This is a genomic window from Sphaerotilus sp., assembly GCF_031429695.1.
Taxonomy (GTDB): domain Bacteria; phylum Pseudomonadota; class Gammaproteobacteria; order Burkholderiales; family Burkholderiaceae_C; genus Sphaerotilus.
The window spans coordinates 89,138-104,957 of record NZ_JANPAB010000014.1; the positions used below are offsets into that span (position 1 = coordinate 89,138).

Below are 15,820 nucleotides of genomic sequence, written 5' to 3' on the forward strand. Positions count from 1 at the left end.
GGATGGAAACCATGCAAGATCGAGAACATATCAATCATGGTGCAGATTCTGGCGCCACCGCCAGCAAGCTGATAGGCAGTTTCAAATAAATTGATTCTTAAAATTCAAACGTGTACTTTTTTCCAAATCTATCGAGTATTTCGGTCACATCCTGTTCAAGAATCAATTTATCCCGACGCTTTGCTTTCATCCAAGTGTACAGCAATGCCGTTTCAATCGTTGACTTGGTTTGATACAGTGTCAAGCGCATCCTCGCCCGCTCTCCTCTCTTGCGCTAGTTCTCATCCCTGACCTCAATTTCGCGGAGTTTTTCTAGGTCTTCTGGGGAGAGAGAAGTCACGGCTCTTGATCATGATTTCATGTCGTTGATTTGACTCCAAAATTCTACAGGCAATCGCATAAATCTCAAACAACAATTAAACTTTATTGAGACTGCTTAGTAGTTAAAATAATTTTATATTATTGTTAGTTATTTATAAATCCTGATGCAGGCTATTATAATATTTTATCTACCCAAGAGATAACATTTTGGTCGATAATTTCAAAGATAATTGACCTCTATAAATTTTGAAGATCAATGCTCATAAATCTGACACCACCTTGGCTGAATTGCAATTAATATTACTTACCGTAAAATGACAGAACCAAGGTATAGCGATCACCAAAATTAATTGGCGAAACAGCATGATATGATATTGGCGATATCTCGAAGGCAATCGAAGTATTATGAGCCGGATTGTATATATTTCGCAGATCTTCAGCATTTCTGCTGCCAAACATCATTAATATGCCGCCATTTTCACTACTCCATGCCCTGTTTAGCTGAATTAATACTCTATGAGTTTCTTCATTCGGAATAAAGTCGTTATGTATGCGAATTCTTTGCCCTTTTACGAGCTTGTGTGCCGTTATATCTATTCTGTTTGATAGATTTGTTTTGAATGTGCGCTCAAGTTTTTCTCGCAAATTAATAAGTGATCCATTATTAAATATTGACCCAATATCGCAAGGTAATTCCAACTGATTAAAACTGAATTCATATTGTTCATAAAACTCAGCGAGTTTTAACTTCCACGGAGCATCTTTTTCAAGCCAGCTTAGAATTTTCAAACTATCGGCAAAATTAAACGCCTGAGTTGTGCAAACATGCGGGAATGGGTCAGCGCGAAGCGTACTTGGTAATGTATGCAGTATCAATTTATCAGCCTTTCTTTTTTCAGGTAAAACTCAATATACTTTATTAATTCTTTTTGATCAACACAGTAAACTGAAGGGTTGTCATATCCCGTAGTATCTTTCCATCGATGAAGTGGCATACCTCCACCGCAAATTTTGAAAAATTCACAATCGAGACAAGTTTTTGACGTGGCTCGCTGAAGCTCGTGATAAACTTTGAACTCATCTGTACGCAATACATCGAGTAGACGATCTTTGTGAATAGACCATCTGTGTTCAAATTTATCTGCGCCGTCAAATGTGCTTTTTAAAGTGTCATTCTTTGCAATGCTTCCATCGGTTTCAATTATTACAATGCCATAATCAGACTGACCAAGACCTTCTTTTATTCCTCGACCGCCAAGACGAAGTTTTATAATATCATCTAGAAATCTTATTTTTGGTGGACTTTTGTCTTTTAAATAGGCGTCCAACAATCTACATAACCAATTTGCGTACTCGGTAGAGTCTATGGAATTTTTCCCGAATGGCAGGTTTGAATGATTCCCATCGCGATACAAAAAATCAACAGACGGGGCTTCCAAGCTCTTAAAATAATTATAATTTTCTATAGGGTCAGAAGTCGGATCAATTACTGACAAGAGGCCAGAATATAAAAATTCTGACGCCTTATGATCACGAAGCTTTTTTATTCCCGATATCACTTTGTCATGCGTTCCTTCGCCCTTTTTATCAATACGAAAGCGATCGTTTATTTTTTTGGGACCATCGAGACTAATGGAAATTGACATTCCGTAACTGGCGCACAGATCAAGAATATTATTGGTTAACAACATCCCATTTGTTTGCATACATAAAACATGACTCTGTGGCAGCACTGAACGTAGAGACTTGAGAATAAACTCAAGTCGGCGTTCACCTAGCATCAGTGGCTCCCCGCCATGCAAAACTGTGGCGAATGGTTTAGCTTGATCTGTAGAGAGTTGCCCGAGTGCTCGCGCGAGAGCGGAAGCTGTGTCGCGGGAAATGAGCGTTGGCATGTCGCGCCACCCATCATCTCCCATGTTGTATACATAACAATAGGAACAATTGATGTTGCAACGGCTTGCAACTTTCACCAAAACGGTATCGATCTGCACGCCAAATACTCGTTCAGCGATTGTGGCGATTGTGTGTCCGGTCATACGCATGCGTACCGGACATCTCATCATTTTTTACTTCATCTATCAGGCGCGACAGCGCTGCACTTGACAGACGGGACATATCAACTTCGATGCTGCTTTGCTCGGGTTCACTCGAAACTGGCCAATTCAAATCATCATACGACATCAAATTACTCCTGCTGAAATGGAAAAATTTCCACTTCTATTGTGGAAGATCTAGTGCGTGAAAGCAAGTCCCTATAAACCTTTATGAATCAACAGCTTACAGCGCACAAGCGTGGGCTTGATGCCTGCATTGCGGCAGAAAAATCTTTATAAATCAATAACTTAGCGTGAGTAATCGCAAAGCATCACTTGCTCTTCGCCAGCCAATGCCAACGATGACCGTTGACGATAGTGATTTTGTCTCGGGGATGGCTTATGTGTGAAATATTCACGGTAATGATCGATTGCCTGTTGCTGCAAAAGCAGCTCGGCAACTCCCGCAGAGCGAATGTGTGACTGCAGCGATCGACGCTGCGGCTAAAGTAAGCCAAGTCGCGGAATGACTCACGCGGCAACTACCTTGACATGCTCCGCCCTCGCTAACCCACGCCCCCCCGTGCCCGCCACCCTGCACCAACTCCGCAGCGAGCAGACCCGCGAGCGCCTGCTCGACGCGGCCATCGCCCTGATGGACGCCAAGGGCCACGGGCAGTGGTCGGTGCATGAGGTGGCGCGGGCCGCCGGCATGACCTCCGGGGCGGTGCAGCACCACTTCGCCTCCAAGGCCACGCTGATGCTGGAGTTGACATCCTCCCTGCCCTAAAGGACGGGGATTCCTCCTGCGAGACGCGCATGTCCGCGCGCAGCGATGTTCAGGGCTGCGTTCACGTCGCGGTGGTGTTCCACTCCGCAGTCGCAGCAAGTCCATCGCCTCATTCGCAGACCTGTCCTACCTTTCGGACTGCAGGCGGGAATGACCCCGCAGCTCGAACAGGTCTGGGTTGTGTAGGCTTCATTCACCTCTTCGAACACGATGCCTGCCTGATGGCTCTTGTATTCCAGCATCGTCTTCAACATCGACCATCCGGCGTCCAGCGTGGACTTCGCCATCTTGGTCTTCACCATCGCGCCCGCCTGCACGTTGCCGACGAAGATCGCCGCGTTGCGCACGACGAGCCCCGTCGAGAACTTGTGCATTGCATCCTTGCGCGTGTTGGCGATCTTCGCGTGGATCGCCCGAACCCGGTTCTTCTTGCCTGCGCGCTGGGCGATCCCCAGCGCGCCCTCATGCTTGCGGTACAGGCCCGATGCCAGCTCTTCGCCGTCCGAGCACGTCGCCGCCGTCTTCATGCCGAGGTCGATCCCCACCGATCCGACGCCTTCCGACTTCGGCACGTCAACCTTGACGCACACGTTCAGGTACCACCGACCGCGCGCGTCCTGCGAGAACGCGCCGGCGCGCAGATCGAAGCGGCTCAGGCCGTAGCTGTCCCACAGGCTGAACTTGTGCCCGAGGAAAGCGATCTGCCCAGCCTTGTACTTCGCACCACCGGCCTTGAATGGCACCCAGCCGAGTGAATACTTCGCCGACTTCGGGTTCGACACGCGCCAGCTCAGGCGCGACTTCTTGAACTGCTTGCGTCGGGTGGCGTATTCCTCGCACACCTGTTGCACCGTGGCGCTACCGATCCGCACGCCCTCACACTTCGAGTACCCCGCAGTGAGCTTCTGAAGGTCGAACGAACTCAGGAACTTGCGCCGATCCCGAATCGCCCGCAAACTCGTCTCGTTACAGTAGTTCCACACGAAATTGACCTCGCGTGCCATCGCGGAAAGCACGGCGGCGTGCTTGTCCTTGATGCGCAGCTTGAGGGTTTTGGTGGCTTCCATCTTGATACTGTAATTTTATACAGTTTTTATGGCAAACCAGAACGGCTTGATCGCTCGACCCCGGAGCGCGCCGCTTCGTCAGGGTCATCACCCGCCTCATCGGCCAGCTCGAAGGCGGCAGCGACTTCTGGCCCCCCGCCCACTGGCCGCTGCCGCAGCGGGCCGAGCACTTCGTGCAGCACGCCTGGGCGCGGCTGTACGGCCAGCCCCGTTTCGCCGTGGCCTGGTCGGCCTACCTCGCCGCCCGCGAAGACACGCACATGGTCGCGCACATCCACGCCCAGCGCGCCCAGCTCGCCACCACGCTGGAGCAGCGCATGGTCCAGTCCTTCCCCGAGCTGGGCCACGGCCCCGAGGCGGCGGCGCGGGTGCAGTTCGTGCTGTCCGTGCTGCGCGGGCTGGGGCTGGCAGCGCCGTTTTCACCCCCCGACACCACCGCGCCCCAGTTGCGCGTGCTGTCGGACTACCTGCAATCTCTGCAACCCCTGCAGTCCCTGCAGCCGTTTTCCCCCGAGGAGCTGACGTGATGACCCGGATGACCTGGACCCACAAGATCCTGCCGACCCTGGCGCTGCTGGGTACCAGCCTGCTCGCCCAGGCCGCCTATCCCGACAAGCCGATCACCCTGGTCGTGCCCTACCCGCCCGGCGGCGCGACGGACATCATCGCCCGCAAGCTCGCCGGCCCGCTGGGGCAGCGGCTGGGGCAGACGGTCGTCGTCGAGAACAAGGCCGGCGCCGGCACCGCCATCGGCGCGACCGCTGTGGCCCGCTCGGCGCCGGACGGCTACACCCTGCTGATCTCCTCGAACACCACGTTCACCGTCAACCCGGCGCTCAAGAAGACCCTGCCCTACGACCCGCAGCAGGATTTCGAGTCCATCGGCCTGATCGGCAGCTCGCCGCTGGTCCTGATCGCCCACCTCGGCGTCGCGGCGAACAACGTCAAGGAGCTGCTGGAGCTGGCCAAGCGCACGCCCCAAGGGCTGAGCTTCGGCTCCTTCGGCGTCGGCACCTCGGCGCACCTCGCGGGCGAAATGTTCAAGGTCATGACCGGCGCCAACCTCGTCCATGTCGCCTACCGGGGCAGCGCACCCGCCATGACGGACCTCATCGGCGGCCAGATCCCCCTGAGTTTCGACACCACCGTGGCCGCCCAGCCCCAGATCGCCGCAGGCAAGGTCAAGGCCATCGCCGTGACGACCCGCCTGCGTTCGGCGCAGATGCCGCAAGTGCCGACCGTGGCCGAAGCGGGTTTCCCGGACTACGAGATGGTCCCCTGGATCACGGTCGTCGCCCGGCGCGGCCTGCCAGCGGACGTGCGCACCAAGCTGGCCCAGGCGCTCAAGGACAGCGTGAACGACGCCGCCGTCAAGGCCGACCTGCAGAAGGCGGGCCTGGACGTGCTCCACCAGCCCGGCGCGGAGTACGACACGCGGATCGCGCAGGAGCTGCCGCTGCTGCGCGCCTACGTCCACCGTGCCAACATCCCGGTGGAATGAGCGCCATGCCGGATGCACAGACCTCGCTGCCGGAACTGGGGGCGGTCGCGCTGCGGCGGCTGATCGGCGAACGGCAGGTCTCGCCGCTGGAGCTGATGCGGGCCTGCATCGCGCGGATCGAGCGGTTCAATCCGGCGGTCAACGCGCTCTGTGCGACCGACTTCGAGCGGGCCTTGCAGGCGGCGCGGGTGGCCGAGGACCAGGTCATGCGGGGCGCGCCGCTGCCGACGCTGCACGGCCTGCCGCTGGGCGTCAAGGATCTGCAGGCCACCGCCGGCCTGCTCACCACCAGCGGCAACGTGCGGCTGCGCGGCCATGTGCCGACGGCCGACGTGTCGCTGGTCGCCCGGCTGCGCGAGGCCGGCGCCATCGTCACCGCCAAGACCAACACGCCCGACATGGGCGCCGGCGCCAACACCCGCAACCCCGTCTGGGGCGCCACGGGCAACCCCTTCGACCCGACGCGCAACGCGGGCGGCTCGTCGGGCGGGTCGGCCGCCGCGCTGGCCACCGACCTGCTGCCGCTGTGTACCGGCTCGGACACGGGCGGCTCGCTGCGGATTCCGTCGGCGCTGTGCGGCGTCGTCGGCCTGCGCCCCTCGCCGGGCTTGATCGCCAATGACCAGCGCCCGCTGGGCTGGTCGGCGATCTCGGTGCTGGGGCCGATGGGGCGCGACGTGGCCGACACCGCGTTCCTGCTGCAGGCCAGCATGGGGCCGCATCCGATGGACCCGCTGAGCCTCGGTGTCCACCACGCGCCCGTGTGGCCGGTGCCGGAGATGGACCTGCGCGGCCTGCGGGTGGCGTACACCGAGGACTTCGGCGCCTGCGCGGTGGACCCGATGATCCGCCGGACCTTCCGCCAGCGCATCGCGGCGATCGAGCGCGAAGTGGCCGTCTGCGAGCCGCTGGACTGGGCGCTGCACGACGGCCACCGCTGCTTCGACGTGCTGCGGGCGGAAAGCTTCGTCGCGGCCTTCGAGGAGGTCTATCGAACCCGCCCCGAGACCCTCAGCCCGCAGGTGCGCGCCAACGTCGAGATGGCCGCCCGCATCACCCTGGCCGACCGCGCCTGGGCACACCTGGCGCAGACCCGCCTCCTGCGGCAGTTCCAGTCGGCCTTCGAGCGGTATGACCTGATCCTCGCGCCGGTCACGCCCGTCTCGCCCTTCCCGTGGACGCAGCCGCACGCCGAGGTCATCGACGGCCAGCCGCAGCGCCACTACTACGAGTGGCTGAGCCTGACCTACCTCGTGACGCTGGCGACGAACCCGGCGCTGTCGCTGCCGTGCGGGCGCGACGAGGCGGGGATGCCGTTCGGGCTGCAGCTCATCGGGCCGCTGCACCAGGACGGCCGCCTGCTGGCGATGGCGGCAGCGTTCGAGCGGCACTTCGCCGGCCACGCAGACCTCGCCCGCCCACGTCCCGACATGGCGACGCTCGCCACACCTCGGCCGGAGCTGCGCAGCATCGTGACCCACCCGCCGCTGTATCCCGGCGATGCGGAACATGCGGGCGAACAAGCCACCAACACGCGCACGGCAGTCTGACCATGGGCAGCACACCGATCCTCGTCCTCGGCGCCGGCATGGTCGGCACCTGCACCGCGCTGCACCTCCAGCAGCGCGGCTTCGACGTCACGCTGGTGGACCGGCGCCCGCCCGGACAGGAAACATCCTTCGGCAACGCCGGACTGATCCAGGGCGAGTCGGTCGAGCCGTATGCGTTTCCGCGTGACGCCGGGTTTCTGCTGAATGTCGCGCTCGGGCGTGGGGCCGAAGTGCATTGGCATCTGCGCGGCCTGTGGCAGATGGCGGGGCCGCTGCTGCGGTATTTCCGGAACTCGCACCCGCAGGCCCACGCCCTGGCGACGCAGCACTACAGCCGCCTGATCGCCCACGCCATCGCCGAACACGCGCCGCTGATCGCCGCCGCCGGGGCGGAGGATCTGGTGGTGCGCGAGGGATTCCGCTTCGGGTTCCGCACGGCGCGGGCCTTCGACGAGGGCGTTCGGCGGGCGCAGGCGCTGGCAGCCCGCTACGGCGTGCGGCACCGGGTCGAGGACGGCGCGGCGCTCGCGCAGGCCGAACCCGCGTTGCGCCAGACGCTGGCCGGGGCCGTGCATTGGCTCGATCCCTGGGCGGTGCGCAACCCCGGCGCGCTGGTGCAACGCTATGCCGCGCTGTTCGTCGCCCGTGGCGGGCGGGTGCTGACCGGCGACGCGACCACCTTGCAACGCGCGGGCGCCGCCTGGAGCGTGCAGACCGACGCCGGCCGCGTGGAGGCCGCGCAAGCCGTCCTCGCGCTCGGGCCGTGGGCGGACGGGCTGATCCGCACGCTGGGCTACCGTTTCCCACTGTTCCTCAAGCGCGGCTACCACCAGCACTACCGCGCCCCGGTCACGCTGCGCCAGCCGCTGCTGGACGCCGAGCGGGGCTATGTGCTGGCGCCGATGGAGCAGGGTTTGCGGCTGACCACGGGAGCGGAGTTCGCGCCGATCGACGCGCCCGCCACCCCGGTGCAACTCGCCAAGGCGGAAGCCCTCGCCCGCGAGTGGGTGGACCTGGGCGAACCCGTGGCCGGGCCGCCGTGGCTGGGCGCGCGGCCCTGCACGGCGGACATGCTGCCGGTCATGGGGCCGGCGCCGCGGCATCCGGGGCTGTGGTTCAACTTCGGGCATTCGCACCAGGGGTTCACGCTCGGGCCGGTGGCGGGGCGGATGGTGGCGGAGATGGTCGCGGGGGAGCGGACTTGGATTGATGGGGCGGCGTATTTGCCGAGCCGATTTGGCTGAGGTCAGCAGCGGGTCTAGGCGCCCAGACGCGCAGCCAGACGCCGTGTCATCGACTTCACTTCCACGGCAAGCTGCCCGGCAAAGATCCGCCCACTCGGGGTGAGCTGAGGGGAGATGTCGCTCACCGCCTGGTCGATCGCCTCCGGCACCTTCGCCGCCAGCGTTCGCGCCACCGATTGCAGGTAGCGATGCCCCATGCCGAGCTGTTCCGCCAAGCCCTGCATCTGTGCCGCCCCCATCTGACCGGGCAGCACTTCCCCGCCGAGGTTGAAGGCAAACTCTCTCGACAGGCCCGGATAGATCCGCGTACACATCAGGTCATAGAACGGCGTGAGTCGCACGCCGTGCCCCGGTCGCCAGTAGACCGACAGGTTCTTGGCGTGGCTGTCGTTGTTGCCCACGTACAGGTTGAAGAAGATCCACTGCACGAGGGCCTGCAGATCCTGGGCGGGGCTGGTGCTGTACTGGCGCAGGATCTGGGCGCAGCGGACCACGCCGGGGCCGCCCTCCTTCTCGTACTTCCGCTCCGACGCCATGCCCGCGAGCTGGCAGAAGTCGTACTGGATGAGCCGCCCCAGCGAACCGTCCTCGCGGCGGCAGCGGTCGAATCGCTCGACGACGCAGGCGCGGGTCAGCGGCTCGTAAAACACCTGGGCGGTGCGCAGGCCGCAGTGGGCCGCTGTGCGCAGGATGATCGCCTCGTTGGCAGCGGACTCGCGCACCTTGGGCAGCCGGCGGATGTCGGGCTTGAGGATGTGGGTGGACGGTGCCGTCCCCCTTGGAAGCAGCGGCGTCTGGCCGTCCAGGATCGCGATCGACGCCTTGTCCTGCGCGCCTGCCAGGGAAATCCGGGTGTGGCCGTCCTCGGTCTGGATCGCGGCGGCCGACTGGCGGTGGACCGTGTCGGCCAGGGCGGCCCAGGTCGTGGGTTCGTACACCGCTGGCTGTGGCGCCTGCCCCTGCGGCAGCAGCACGAAGGCGCCCGCCGTGTCACCCGCCACTTCGCGCAGCAGGGCGAACAGCGTGGACGCCTTGCGCTGCTGCGACAGGTAGACCCGCAACTCCCCTTCGGGCAACAGATTCTCGAAAAACGCCAGCACCTCGGGCGACGTGATCGGGCCGGGTTGCAGCCGGATCGCGGACAGCGGGAAGGCACCAGGACGCACCAGCCAGGCTGGCGCATACGCGAAACTCACCGGCTCGGTGTCGTGGAGCGTGCCGACGCACTCGTCACCAAAGAACACCGCCAAGAAGGTCACAGCACCGACCTCGACGCCTTCGACCGCACCGTCAGCTCCAGGCCCAGCAGCTCCAGCACATCCAGCACCTTCTGCAGCTGCACGGTCGGCTTGCCCTTCTCGATGTCCACGATCAGGCGGTTGCCGGTGTTGCCGATGCCGGCCAGGTCGATCTGACGCAAGCCCTGGGACTGGCGCTGCGCACGCACCACCTGGCCGATGTCCGTCGCGGTGCGCAGCACCACGGGTTGATCCAAGTTTTCAAAATTACTGATCGGGAATTTTTGAGAATCATCGAGCATGATTGACTTCTTGAATTACTTATCGGTAATTTAAAGCAAGCCATTCGATGCGTCCATCGGAAAATTACCGATCAGGAATTTTTTATCCCCAGGCATCCACCCGAACGGGTGCCGTGTCCACTGGCTCAGCGGCTGGCCGCCCGCCAGCGGGTCAGCGCCGTCCGACCCAGACCGAGGCGGCCACCCGTCGCCTGTCGGGCCGCAAGCGCACTGGCACGCTGAGCCTGCGCCCCAGCAGCGGTGGCGGTCGTGGCAGAGGCCGGTGCGAGTTGATACTGAACCCGCACATCACCGTCGTCCTGGCTCATCGCGTAACGCGGCAGGCCCACCAGATCGGGCAAGCCATCGCCGTCCAGGTCAACGGCCGTCGTGAAGGTGGTGAACCAATGGGTCGCGGCGGATTCCTGCGCCCACAGGCCGGCGCTGCCCTGCAGGGCATACGCGAGCTGGTATTCACCGGCCAGGCCCGCGTCGATGCGCCCGTCGCCATTCAGGTCCGCCACGATCAGGCGAACCATCTGGCTGGCCGGCAGCAGCGACGCGGTGGCGTCAGAGGACACGAACGCACCATCGGCCTGCTGGATCAGGTAAGCCAGGTGGTACCAGCCCGAGGAGGTGGTCATCATCACGACATCGCTGCGGCCGTCCCGGTTCAGGTCCGCAATGCCGAGCTGCTCCACAGAGGCGGCCTGACCGAACACGCGGGGAGCCGGAAGGTAGCGGGCCGGCGCCAAGGTGCCATCCGCCCGCTGCGTCAACAGCATCAGGCGCCGGTCCAGGTTCTGGTCGTAGGTCATCAGCAGCACGTCCGCACGGCCGTCGCCATCCAGGTCCGTGACCTGAACCGCCCGGTAAGGCGACTGCGCGGGATAGCCTCCTGGCGAGGGCAGCGCGATCGACCGGACCGGCTCCAGGCCCCCACCGGCGCGCTGGCGGGCCACGTCGAGCGTGAGGGTGTCGCGGCTGAGGCTGATCAGGTCCAGCCGGCCGTCGCCGTCCAGGTCGGCCAGGACGGGGCTGACCCAGGTCGCGGGCAGCGACACGACCGACGTGGTCCATTGGCCAAGGCTGTCGCGCACGATCACCTGGGTACCGCAGTCCTCGGTGTAGGTCAGCACGAGGTCGGGGCGGCCGTCGCCGCTGACATCGCCTGCCGCCAGCCCGATCGGCCAGCAGTTGGTTCCCGTGGGGCTGGTCGGCGGGGTCAGGGCCACGCGCAGCGGCGCTCCCAGCGGCAAGCCCGTGCGCGGGCTGTAGATCAGCATCTCGGAGACTTGTGCGGCGATGGCGGGCGCCTGCATCACGATCAGCGACGGCCGGCCGTTGCCGTCCAGATCGGCGGTGATGATCTCCCTCGCGAATCCGGGCTGGTTGTCGGTGCGGAAGTCGGCGGCGAACTGGAGCGGCGCGGCCATCCGACCAGAGGTGGTCAGGGTCAGCTCGAAGCGGGCCATGTTGCCATGGACATCGGCCAGCCCCCCGCTGCTGAGGTAGCCGTCGAATCGGTGCGTGCTGCCCGGCATGAGCATCACCCCGAGCCGGATGCGCGTCGGGCTGTCCTGCACGATGCTCAGCAGCCGGGTGGTCCGGGAGTCGCCAACAGAGATCGCGGCCGTCGTGACCGATGCGGGCGCGATCGGTTCGTCGAACTCCAGCGTGATCGAGGTCAGGTCAGGCGACACGCCGACCGACCCGCTGGTCGGGGAGGAAGCGACGAGCGCCGGGGCGGTGCGATCCGACGATTCGGTGGTGAACGGGCCGATCGAGGCGGCGACCATCGTGTTGCCGCTCAGGTCGCGCAGGGTGCCGGCCACGTCGAGGACGTAGTAGCCCGGCGTGGCCAGCGGTGCAGAGAGCCGCACGCGTGAGCCTTCGACCGCCACGGCCGCCAGCGGGATCGTCTGGCGGGTGATGTTGTGGATCAGCTTGAAGGCCGAGAGGGTGACGGAGGCGGGATCCAGCGGCTCGTTGAAGTCGATGGCGAAGGCCGTGACCGCCTCCCCAGGTGCCACGACGACCGATGACGGCCAGGCGCGGACGATGGGGGCGGCGCGGTCGAGCACGGTGAACTCTGCGGAGCCTTCGATCGTGCCGGTCAGTGCGCGTCCGGCGAGGTCGCGCACGGACGTGGCGACCGCGACCCGGTAGCGTCCGAACGGCATCGGCGTGGTCGGCGTGAAGGACAGCTCCCAGGCGATCGTGTCGTCCCGCACCATCCGGGCGGCGGTGGTCGTGCCGGGCAGGCGCTGCCCGCTCGCGTCGGTGACGACGAGCCCGCTGGCCGCCGTGGCCGGGTCCACCTGATGTCCGGTCACGCGCACCGTGACCGGGCCGCTCCAGCTCCCCGGAAACTGGTCAACCAGCGACACCTGGCCATCGGTCGGACTGACCACCGTCCAGGAGGACGCCGACACGCCCGGCTTCACGCGGTCGCCGACGCGGTAGTCGATCAGTTCGAGGCTGTCCCGTTCCTGCCCGGAGGGGTAGACGCTGAGTTCGCTGTTCTTCACCAGGCCGATGCCGGGGGCGTACCAGTCGTCATAGGTCGTGGTGGAGGTCGGCGTCGCCGCCAGTGCGCTGCTGCGCGAGAGGGTGACGGTCTCGCGCACCACCGTCACCACATGCACGGCGTCCGGGAAGGTGCCAGCGGGCACGGTCACGGTTTCAACGCCGGAAACCGTGACCTCCGCCCGAACCGCGAACCGCTCGTTGACCCCGTCGCCATCGAGGTCGGAGCCGAGGTCCAGCCCGGTCTGATCGAGGGCAACGTGGGACATGCCGGCCTTGAGCGGAAACCGGAGCAGCTCGATGCGGCGCAGGCCGAGCAGCAGGTCGGCGGCGGCGGTGGAGCGGGCCAGCTCGAACACGCCGGCATCGGTCTTGAGGCGGAATTCCTCGTCGTCATCGGGCAGGCCGGTCATTGCATCGCGGCGCTGCAGGACGTGGACCTGGGTGTCCTGGACGGTGGCCAGGCGCGTGATCTCGTCGATCTTCGTGGAGACCCCGGAAACGCTGTTCGTCTTGTGCCAGATCCAGCGATTGCCGACGGCCAGCGGATAGAGGTTGGTCGGATCGCCACCGCCCGACGCGGGAACCTCTCCGGAACTGTCTCCACCGCTCCCACCGCCGCCGCACCCGGCCAGCATGGTCACCAGTGCCAGCGCGGCCAGCACGAAACGTCCCCGCCACAGCGGCGTGTGCCCACCCTTGTACATCTGTCTTCTCCCCTGTCGCTTGTCAGCTTGTCGTGCAGCCGTGCAGTGGCTGCTGGTCATCCGTCGCGGATGATTTCCGATTTTGCGTTTTACCGCAATCTGCCTGAGGTTCTCAGTCCCCCAGACGCGCAGCCAGACGCCGTGTCATCGACTTCACCTCCACGGCCCGGCGGTAGCAACACCATGATTCCCGCGACGCTGGAGCGGATCTTCTTGCGCTGCCGCAGGCCGATGGCTTGAATTCCGGCCACATCGCCCGTACTCTAGTCAGCATGACCAGTTCCACCACATCAACACCGGGCACCGTCACCCCAAGCGCCGCCTCCTGGCCCCTGCAAGACGCCAAGGCCCGCTTCAGCGAACTCGTCCGCCACGCCCGCAGCGAGGGGCCGCAGCATGTGACGCTGCATGGCCGTGATGCCGTGGTCGTCGTGGATGCCGACGCCTACCGGCGCCTGACCGGCGCCCGCACCGGCCAACTGCTCGTCGAGGCGCTGCAGGCGTCGCCCCACCAGGACATCGACATCGAGCCACCCCGCGGCATCGAGATGCCCGTGCGGGACGTCGAGCTGTGAGCGATGGCTGGCTGATCGACACCAACGTGCTGTCCGAGCTGCGCCGCCCGCGCCCGAACGCCCGCGTGGTCGGATTCGTCGCCTCGCTGCCGCTGGACGATCTGTACGTCAGCACGGTCACGCTGGCCGAGATCCGCTACGGCATCGAGCGCGTCGCCGACCCGGTGCGCCGCGCCGAACTGCACGACTGGCTGACCCACCGCGTCCGCCCGATGTTCGAGCACCGGACGCTGGAGGTGTCGGAGGACGTGATGCTCCGCTGGCGCCTGCTGGTCGATGAAGGGCGCCGCGTCGGGCACACCTTCTCGCAGCCCGACCTGATCATCGCCGCCACCGGCCTGTGCCACGGGCTGACCGTGGTGACGCGCAACACGGTCGATTTCGAGCAGGCGCATGTGGCGGTGTTCAACCCGTGGGCAGCGCCGGCCTGAGACTGCAGCCGAGTGGGAAACCCCGCACCACCAATCAGGCCACATCCCCCAGGCAAACCCCGATCTCCCGCGCGCACCCCAACAGCGCATGCTCCAGCGGCACACACCGGTTCAACCCCGCCACCTCGTCCAGCCCCACGCTCCCGAGGCACCCGCCCTGCAGCGTCACCATCCGCCCGAAGTCCCCACGCCGCAACAGCCGCGCCGCCTCGTTGCCGTACTGCGTCGCCAGCACGCGGTCGAACGGCGTCGGACTGCCGCCCCGCTGCACATGGCCCAGCACCGTCGCCCGCACCTCGCAGGCCAGCAGCGGCTGCAACTGCGCCCGCAGCGCGTGGGCGACGCCGCCGAGGCGGATCGGGTCGGGGCTGCCCTCGACGGTGCGCTCGACCGTCATCGCGCCACCCACGGGTTTCGCTCCTTCCGCGATGCAGATCAGCGTGGCCCGCCGACGGGCGTGGCGCGCGCGGCAGACCTCGGCGATGCGCGCCACGTCGTAGCCGATCTCGGGCAGAAGGATCACGTCCGCCGCCCCCGCGATGCCCGCCTCCAGCGCGATCCAGCCCGCATAGCGCCCCATCGTCTCGACGACCATCACCCGGCCGTGGCTCTGGCCGGTGGTCTGCACCCGCTCCAGCGCGTCGGTGACGGTGGCGACCGCCGTGTCGAAGCCGAAACTGCGCTCGCAGCCGGCGATGTCGTTGTCGATCGTCTTGGGCACGCCCACCATCGGCACCCCGCCCGCCGCGCCGAGCCGTGCGGCCATCGTCATCGTGCCGTCGCCGCCGATCGTCACCAGCGCGTCCAGCCCGAGCGCGCGCTGGTAGGCGATGACCTCGGCCGACACATCGGCGCCGTGCCACGCGAAGGGGCTGGCGGTGTTGCTGGTGCCGAGGATGGTGCCGCCGGTGGCGAGGATGCCGCTCACGTCGTCCCAGCCGAGCGGGCGCACGCGGCGCTCGATCAGGCCGAGAAAGCCGTCCTCGATGCCGATCACCTCGGCGCCGCACTGCCGGATCAGCGACTTGGTGACAGCGCGGATCACCGCGTTCAGGCCGGGGCAGTCACCGCCGCCCGTGAGGATGCCGATGCGCATGGGTGGCTCCTTGGAGAAGCGGGTCAGGTCAAGTCAGATCGGATCAGGTCGCGCGGGCCTGTGCAATCAACCGGTCGAACATCGCGCCCAGCAGCGCCTGCTCGTCCGGCGTGAGGCAGCCGAAGATCGTCTCGTTGCGCTGCGCGATCAGCGCCATCACGCGGTCGAAGCAGACCCGTCCGTCCGGCGTCAGCGCCAGCACCACGCCGCGGGCGTCCAGGTCGCTGACCGTCTTGGACACCAGCCCGCGATCGACCAGCGACTGCGCGGCGCGGCTGGCCTGGCCCTTGTTCAGGCTGGCGTGCAGCGCAAGGTCGTTCACCGACAGCGGCCCGAACGAGCCGATCGACGCCAGGCAGCGCGCCTCGCCGATCGGCAAACCGGTCTCGCGTTCGTAGAGGTCGTGGCTGCTGCGGTCGGTCAGCTTGTTGAGCAGGTGCAGCCGGTAGGTCAG

At 64.2% G+C, this 15,820-nt stretch carries 16 protein-coding genes; 7 read left to right on the plus strand and 9 right to left on the minus strand.

All coding sequences use genetic code 11. The features are described from left to right. Positions 1 to 621 precede the first annotated feature (621 nt). The 3 genes from yhhC to yhhA are packed head-to-tail and all read right to left on the minus strand — an operon-like array spanning position 622 to position 2,505. Positions 622 to 1,197, minus strand: a complete 576-nt coding sequence (yhhC, locus tag RMP06_RS03265; RefSeq protein ID WP_310460335.1) for a cyclophane-containing peptide 2OG-Fe(II) oxygenase YhhC — start codon at positions 1,195 to 1,197, stop codon at positions 622 to 624. Next, complete coding sequence (gene yhhB / locus RMP06_RS03270; protein ID WP_310460336.1) at positions 1,194 to 2,315, minus strand: cyclophane-forming radical SAM/SPASM peptide maturase YhhB; 1,122 nt, start codon at positions 2,313 to 2,315, stop codon at positions 1,194 to 1,196. The genes yhhC and yhhB overlap by 4 nt, the downstream gene beginning before the upstream one ends. Positions 2,316 to 2,328: 13 nt before the next feature. Beyond that, positions 2,329 to 2,505: a YhhA family cyclophane-containing RiPP gene (gene yhhA / locus RMP06_RS03275; protein WP_310460337.1), complete on the minus strand. Its 177-nt coding sequence runs from the start codon at positions 2,503 to 2,505 to the stop codon at positions 2,329 to 2,331. 435 nt (positions 2,506 to 2,940) lie between these two features. On the opposite strand from yhhA, the gene RMP06_RS03280 reads away from it, so the two are divergent. Continuing rightward, complete coding sequence (locus RMP06_RS03280) at positions 2,941 to 3,147, plus strand: TetR family transcriptional regulator (protein WP_310460338.1); 207 nt, start codon at positions 2,941 to 2,943, stop codon at positions 3,145 to 3,147. Here RMP06_RS03280 and RMP06_RS03285 read toward each other — a convergent pair. Continuing rightward, a complete protein-coding gene (locus RMP06_RS03285; protein ID WP_310460339.1) occupies positions 3,144 to 4,214 on the minus strand; it encodes an RNA-guided endonuclease InsQ/TnpB family protein in 1,071 nt (356 codons plus the stop codon). The genes RMP06_RS03280 and RMP06_RS03285 overlap by 4 nt on opposite strands. Before the next feature lie 173 nt (positions 4,215 to 4,387). On the opposite strand from RMP06_RS03285, the gene RMP06_RS03290 reads away from it, so the two are divergent. The 4 genes from RMP06_RS03290 to RMP06_RS03305 are packed head-to-tail and all read left to right on the plus strand — an operon-like array spanning position 4,388 to position 8,509. Next, entirely contained in the window at positions 4,388 to 4,741 is a 354-nt protein-coding gene (locus RMP06_RS03290; RefSeq protein ID WP_310460340.1) for a hypothetical protein, read from the plus strand. Then, positions 4,741 to 5,715, plus strand: a complete 975-nt coding sequence (locus tag RMP06_RS03295) for a Bug family tripartite tricarboxylate transporter substrate binding protein (RefSeq protein WP_310460341.1) — start codon at positions 4,741 to 4,743, stop codon at positions 5,713 to 5,715. Before RMP06_RS03290 ends, RMP06_RS03295 begins: the two co-directional genes overlap by 1 nt. Then, positions 5,712 to 7,265: an amidase gene (locus RMP06_RS03300; RefSeq protein WP_409050089.1), complete on the plus strand. Its 1,554-nt coding sequence runs from the start codon at positions 5,712 to 5,714 to the stop codon at positions 7,263 to 7,265. The genes RMP06_RS03295 and RMP06_RS03300 overlap by 4 nt, the downstream gene beginning before the upstream one ends. Before the next feature lie 2 nt (positions 7,266 to 7,267). Next, positions 7,268 to 8,509, plus strand: coding sequence for an NAD(P)/FAD-dependent oxidoreductase (locus RMP06_RS03305; RefSeq protein WP_310460342.1), 1,242 nt, complete (start codon positions 7,268 to 7,270; stop codon positions 8,507 to 8,509). A gap of 14 nt (positions 8,510 to 8,523) precedes the next feature. Here the strand turns inward: RMP06_RS03305 and RMP06_RS03310 are convergent, their stop codons facing one another. From RMP06_RS03310 to RMP06_RS03320, 3 genes are all read right to left on the minus strand, one after another. Continuing rightward, complete coding sequence (locus RMP06_RS03310; protein WP_310460343.1) at positions 8,524 to 9,768, minus strand: type II toxin-antitoxin system HipA family toxin; 1,245 nt, start codon at positions 9,766 to 9,768, stop codon at positions 8,524 to 8,526. Continuing rightward, positions 9,765 to 10,004: a type II toxin-antitoxin system Y4mF family antitoxin gene (locus tag RMP06_RS03315; RefSeq protein ID WP_310460344.1), complete on the minus strand. Its 240-nt coding sequence runs from the start codon at positions 10,002 to 10,004 to the stop codon at positions 9,765 to 9,767. Before RMP06_RS03315 ends, RMP06_RS03310 begins: the two co-directional genes overlap by 4 nt. 170 nt (positions 10,005 to 10,174) lie before the next feature. Continuing rightward, on the minus strand, positions 10,175 to 13,264 hold the full coding sequence (locus RMP06_RS03320) for an FG-GAP-like repeat-containing protein (protein ID WP_310460345.1): 3,090 nt from the start codon (positions 13,262 to 13,264) through the stop codon (positions 10,175 to 10,177). A 272-nt stretch (positions 13,265 to 13,536) separates the two neighbouring features. Between RMP06_RS03320 and RMP06_RS03325 the strand changes: the two genes are divergently transcribed. Then, positions 13,537 to 13,839: a type II toxin-antitoxin system prevent-host-death family antitoxin gene (locus tag RMP06_RS03325; RefSeq protein WP_310460346.1), complete on the plus strand. Its 303-nt coding sequence runs from the start codon at positions 13,537 to 13,539 to the stop codon at positions 13,837 to 13,839. After that, positions 13,836 to 14,270, plus strand: a complete 435-nt coding sequence (locus RMP06_RS03330) for a type II toxin-antitoxin system VapC family toxin (protein ID WP_310460347.1) — start codon at positions 13,836 to 13,838, stop codon at positions 14,268 to 14,270. The genes RMP06_RS03325 and RMP06_RS03330 overlap by 4 nt, the downstream gene beginning before the upstream one ends. A 34-nt stretch (positions 14,271 to 14,304) precedes the next feature. On the opposite strand, the gene RMP06_RS03335 is transcribed toward RMP06_RS03330, so the two are convergent. Both RMP06_RS03335 and RMP06_RS03340 read right to left on the minus strand, forming a co-directional pair. Then, complete coding sequence (locus tag RMP06_RS03335; protein ID WP_310460348.1) at positions 14,305 to 15,366, minus strand: 6-phosphofructokinase; 1,062 nt, start codon at positions 15,364 to 15,366, stop codon at positions 14,305 to 14,307. A gap of 43 nt (positions 15,367 to 15,409) precedes the next feature. Beyond that, positions 15,410 to 15,820 (minus strand): MarR family winged helix-turn-helix transcriptional regulator (locus RMP06_RS03340; protein WP_310460349.1); only part of this gene is annotated, 411 nt, incomplete at its 5' end.

Bases quoted from the DNA above. Each gene is read 5' to 3' on its own strand.
- RMP06_RS03320 (WP_310460345.1), bottom strand. From the start codon at position 13,264: ATGTACAAGGGTGGGCACACGCCGCTGTGGCGGGGACGTTTCGTGCTG.
- RMP06_RS03285 (WP_310460339.1), bottom strand. From the start codon at position 4,214: ATGGAAGCCACCAAAACCCTCAAGCTGCGCATCAAGGACAAGCACGCC.
- yhhA (WP_310460337.1), bottom strand. From the start codon at position 2,505: ATGTCGTATGATGATTTGAATTGGCCAGTTTCGAGTGAACCCGAGCAA.
- RMP06_RS03335 (WP_310460348.1), bottom strand. From the start codon at position 15,366: ATGCGCATCGGCATCCTCACGGGCGGCGGTGACTGCCCCGGCCTGAAC.
- RMP06_RS03300 (WP_409050089.1), top strand. From the start codon at position 5,712: ATGAGCGCCATGCCGGATGCACAGACCTCGCTGCCGGAACTGGGGGCG.
- RMP06_RS03295 (WP_310460341.1), top strand. From the start codon at position 4,741: ATGACCCGGATGACCTGGACCCACAAGATCCTGCCGACCCTGGCGCTG.
- RMP06_RS03325 (WP_310460346.1), top strand. From the start codon at position 13,537: ATGACCAGTTCCACCACATCAACACCGGGCACCGTCACCCCAAGCGCC.
- RMP06_RS03305 (WP_310460342.1), top strand. From the start codon at position 7,268: ATGGGCAGCACACCGATCCTCGTCCTCGGCGCCGGCATGGTCGGCACC.